The 4,298-nt window shown below is 43.1% G+C and carries 4 protein-coding genes, 1 tRNA gene and 1 rRNA gene; 3 read left to right on the top strand and 3 right to left on the bottom strand.

The annotated features are described in order from the left end of the window. The first annotated feature begins 52 nt into the window (after positions 1-52). Positions 53-123, top strand: a tRNA-Gly gene (locus tag HFE01_RS26200). A 204-nt stretch (positions 124-327) separates the two neighbouring features. Here HFE01_RS26200 and HFE01_RS26195 read toward each other — a convergent pair. The 3 genes from HFE01_RS26195 to HFE01_RS26185 all read right to left on the bottom strand — a co-directional run bounded on the left by HFE01_RS26195 (position 328) and on the right by HFE01_RS26185 (position 2,670). Beyond that, positions 328-1,431 carry a PAS domain-containing sensor histidine kinase gene (locus HFE01_RS26195; protein WP_031462677.1) on the bottom strand — a complete coding sequence of 368 codons (1,104 nt, stop codon included), beginning with the start codon at positions 1,429-1,431 and terminating at the stop codon, positions 328-330. Next, on the bottom strand, positions 1,424-2,077 hold the full coding sequence (locus HFE01_RS26190) for a response regulator (RefSeq protein WP_013369023.1): 654 nt from the start codon (positions 2,075-2,077) through the stop codon (positions 1,424-1,426). Before HFE01_RS26190 ends, HFE01_RS26195 begins: the two co-directional genes overlap by 8 nt. A gap of 143 nt (positions 2,078-2,220) precedes the next feature. After that, positions 2,221-2,670 (bottom strand): GAF domain-containing protein, encoded by a 450-nt coding sequence (locus HFE01_RS26185; protein WP_017428696.1) that lies wholly within the window; start codon positions 2,668-2,670, stop codon positions 2,221-2,223. A gap of 298 nt (positions 2,671-2,968) precedes the next feature. Between HFE01_RS26185 and HFE01_RS26180 the strand changes: the two genes are divergently transcribed. Next, entirely contained in the window at positions 2,969-3,709 is a 741-nt protein-coding gene (locus HFE01_RS26180; protein ID WP_016818378.1) for a Crp/Fnr family transcriptional regulator, read from the top strand. Positions 3,710-4,236: 527 nt separating this feature from the next. Then, positions 4,237-4,298, top strand: a 16S ribosomal RNA gene (locus HFE01_RS26175); the annotation flags it as partial.

The following is a 4,298-nucleotide window of genomic DNA, read 5'->3' as shown; positions in this document are numbered from 1 at the left end:
GTTTGGGACCAGGGGGTCGCATGTTCAAATCGTGTCATCCCGATACTGATTTGCGGGTGTAGTTCAATGGTAGAACTCCAGCCTTCCAAGCTGGTAGCGTGGGTTCGATTCCCATCACCCGCTTTTTGCTATAGCGGATTCTTGTTGCCTCAGTGGTGACACCTTATAAATAAAGAGAGCCTGTCTGGGGACAGAGCTCTCTCTTTTTTTGTATGTTTATCTTCCATAGATTCTACAAAGTGTTGACTATCGATAATCCTTGCTATCGGTGTATTCCTTCTGCTCCTGCAGTGAGTATACACCGACAACTGATCTAGTACACAGGTTTTACACTGGTATGGTCAGCTGTATGGAGGTTCCCTGATTTGGAGCAGAGGTCATGCTCAAGAAGCCGCCTACTCCTCTAGCTCGTTCTTCCATGCTGAACAGTCCAACTCCTTCTCCTCGGGACTTTCCAGAAAAGCCAATACCTTCATCCCGAATAGTCACTTGTATCGTTTTATCTTGATCCTCTACCTCAACGTAAGCCTCTGCTACATCTGCGTATTTGGCTACATTCGTCAATGCTTCCTGTACAATTCTATAGATTGCTATTTCTTTTCGGATATCAAGGCGTTTACGTAAAGTACATTGAAAATGCACTTCGATTCCGTAATGCGAACAGAAATTTTCAATATAAGTTCTTAGGGCCGGTACGACACCCAAATCATCCAGAACTGAGGGACGAAGTTCCCACGCTAAGCCACGAACATCTTTAATGATATCAGTTACCTGTGTACGCAGATTTTCCAAAGTAGCGCTGGGTTGTTCGGCTAGTTGGCTATCTAATTGAATAATAAGTGAAAAAAGGCTTTGTCCAATCCCATCATGAAGCTCTCTTGAAAAGCGTTTACGCTCTTCCTCCTGTATTTGCATGACTTGCGTCATCATGGTCTGAAGCTCTGCCTCTACTTTTTTTAATTTAGTTACTTCATTACGGATCGCTAAGTACTGATAGGGTTTACCTTCCTCGTCCATAAATGGAACAATCGTAGTATTCACCCAGTAGTAGCTGTTATCTTTAGCACGATTTCGTATTTCTCCCTGCCATACCTCACCAGAACGGATCGTAGTCCACAGGTTCTTCATGAAGGCTCGAGTATGATAGCCCGAATTAATGAGACGATGATCCTGCCCGATCAATTCTTCACGACTATATTGCGAAATCTCACAGAACTTATCGTTTACGTACTGAATAATTCCTCGATGATCGGTCAGAGCAACGATGGAAGATGTATCTAGAGCAAATTTTAGATTGGATAGCTGGTGGAGAGAACTACGCAGTACATGGAGAAAAGGAGAATCTGGTATATGAATTTCCAAATCATTCAGTAGTTTATCGGTTGACTCCCCAAAGGCGGGCTGCAGTAAAGGGTTAGAAGGTTCATTCATAATGGAGCAACCCCTTTTTCAGTGCAAATTTGACCAACTCAGGCCGTGTTTTCAAGTTAAGCTTCTCCATAAGGTTGCTTTTGTGGGACTCTACGGTTTTGACGCTAATCACCAGGTGTTCGGCAATTTCCTTGTTGGCATATCCTTTGGCTACCCATGATAGGATCTCTTTTTCCCGCTCAGACAGGGATTCATACGGCCCGGCTATGCCCTCTTGTTTGATTTTGTCCAGATATTCACTCATCAGGCGTTTGGTTGCATTGGGATACAGATAGGCACTGCCTTCGGCTACAGACTGGATGGCAGCGAGTAATTCCTCATGAGGTGCACTTTTTAAAATATATCCAGATGCTCCGGCTTGAATGGCTCGGAACAGATATTCCTCATCATCATGCATCGTTAAAATAAGCACTTCTGTATCCGGCAACTGTTTTTTTAATTCGGTGGTTGCCGTGAGGCCATCTTTGCCAGGTGGCATACTAAAATCCATGAGCACGACATCAGGTTGTAGCTCCACCGCTTTGCGGATTGCTTCATCCCCGTCTGCTGCATCTCCTACTACCTTAATACCGTTTTTGCCGTCCAATAGGGCCATGAGGCCAGAACGTACGACAACATGATCATCCACTACTAGTATACGAATCAATTAGTCATCCCCTCGAACGGTAAAAAAACCGTGCGTTTTGTCATAATCATAGCAAATTTTAGGGATTTCAATCAACAGAGATAGTTAGATGAGCTGTTCATGTTCACTTATATTTATAATTTTATTTTTCTTCAAATATCAATCTATGGAGTGAGAGGGAGGGCACATAGCTGGCCAAGGCGATGAGCGACTTGAGTGGCCTTGGCTACATCAGATTCGGTGAAAGTTCTCACTTCACGGTTACCGACAAGTAGCACACCGTTTGGCAAGTCTCCTGTACTGGAAAAGGGAATGGCCACTGCAGAATGTAACTGTTCGGCCAGCATAAGCGCACATTCTTGACGTAAACGTATACTGCCTGATATTAAAGCACTAACGGTCACAGTACGTCCAAGACGAACAGCCATCCCGGCGATCCCATGCCCAACTTTAAAAGAAATAAGGCGATAGCGATTGTTTCGGCTGCCGGAGGCATAATACCAATGCAACTTACCCCCTGACCTGGACATAAATGCAAGTGCAGTGAGATCCCCATAAACATGATCTCGCAACTGGTTCAGTTCATTTCGCATTTCATCCGTTATTTGTAGCATAGAAGACACATCCTTTATCTTAACCAACTGTAGCTCTAATTTATTGTAATTCTGACAGGTACAAAAGTAATTCAGGGAACCCCCTGATCTATAGGCGCAGGAAACACTGACTTTTCATTAGACTGGGTAATCAATAAGAGGTGGGGCGATAAATGGGGCGTTAGATAATCCTGGAAGTGATATTTATCACTGCAAATCAGGGAGTAGGGAGGTGCAAAATCAGGTGTTCTCCCGATAACAACCCAGGCATCAAAACATTATGATTAAGATATTAGGTAAACACGAGGAGGACGCTAATATGCAAGCCACTTGTATGGAACGGTTTGGGGACGAAGCGCAGCGCACGGGGATTCAGCTTTTTCTGACGGAAGAGCATTTTGAACTGTTAAAAGATATCATGTCCTGGAAGAAGGTAAAGGCAGGCGTTATGCTTTTCCGAGAGGGGGATGATGCGGAGCAGCTTTATTATATACATTCGGGTCATGTTAAACTCCGTAAGTCGACAGAAGACGGTAAAGAATTGATTCTGACTATTCAGCACCAAGGCGATTTAATCGGGGAGTTTAGTGGGATAGATGGGGAAGAGTATAGTTGCACTGCAGAAACAGCCGATGTGTGTGAATTAGGTGTCGTGCTTGTTAAGGATCTGGAGTCGCTCCTGTCTAAGCATGGGGAAATGGCGCTTCAGTTTATACAGTGGATGGCAATGAAGCAACGAATTATGCAATCACGGTTTCGGGACTTATTGTTGTATGGTAAAACGGGGGCACTAGCGTCTACCTTAATCCGTGCAAGTAATACATGTGGCGTAGCTGTGAAGGATGGCATTTTACTGAATATGAAGTTAAGTCACTCCGAACTGGGTGAGATGATTGGAGCAACGCGCGAGAGTGTGAATCGGATGCTGAGCTCGCTGAAAGAGCAGGGTACCTTGGATACGAGAGACGGAAAAATCGTCATTCACGATCTCAAGGTGTTGCGTGCTATGTGCTGTTGCCCTTCGTATGGTCAATGTGCCCATGAGATTTGCAGACTCTAAAATTATAAGTATCGTTAGGCGGGGGCTAAAGACTCCGTCTAATTGTAAGTCTTCTGCAATAAGCGATTAAAAGGAACGAATATTATAGATATCTAAAAAAGAATCGACGGATTTAGCGGCAAGCCAACGATAATAGTGGTTTTTAAAATAGCAATCATGTTGATAAATAGTTGATTAGCAGTCGAAAAGAGTTTTAGGTAATGGTCAATTTACATTTATTACAAGTTGTATTCTGTGGTTGAAAATGATATATTATTTGAGATGACAACAAAACAGCCGTTCAAAAGAGAATAAACAGGGTGAAATAATCTTCGAAAAGAAGAAGAAAATAACCCTTGCGTTTTTGAAATGAATATGATATGATCTTATAGCTGCTGAAAAACGCAGCGAAAAAGAATTTGATCTTTGAAAACTGAACAACGAGTGAGTAAACTGATTTTGTTCGCAAAATCAAATAATGAGATATTTTATCTCGTCAGTTTCAAAATGAGCTAATCGCTCTTTCTATAACTAACTTCGGTTGGTCTTTAATGGAGAGTTTGATCCTGGCTCAGGACGAACGCTGGCGGCGTGCCTAATACATGCAAGT

Source organism: Paenibacillus sp. EKM10P, from assembly GCF_011800655.1.
In the GTDB taxonomy this organism is placed as follows: domain Bacteria; phylum Bacillota; class Bacilli; order Paenibacillales; family Paenibacillaceae; genus Paenibacillus; species Paenibacillus polymyxa.
This window is presented reverse-complemented; position numbering and strand designations above follow the sequence as displayed.

Bases quoted from the DNA above. Each gene is read 5' to 3' on its own strand.
- HFE01_RS26185 (WP_017428696.1), bottom strand. From the start codon at position 2,670: ATGCTACAAATAACGGATGAAATGCGAAATGAACTGAACCAGTTGCGA.
- HFE01_RS26180 (WP_016818378.1), top strand. From the start codon at position 2,969: ATGCAAGCCACTTGTATGGAACGGTTTGGGGACGAAGCGCAGCGCACG.
- HFE01_RS26195 (WP_031462677.1), bottom strand. From the start codon at position 1,431: ATGAATGAACCTTCTAACCCTTTACTGCAGCCCGCCTTTGGGGAGTCA.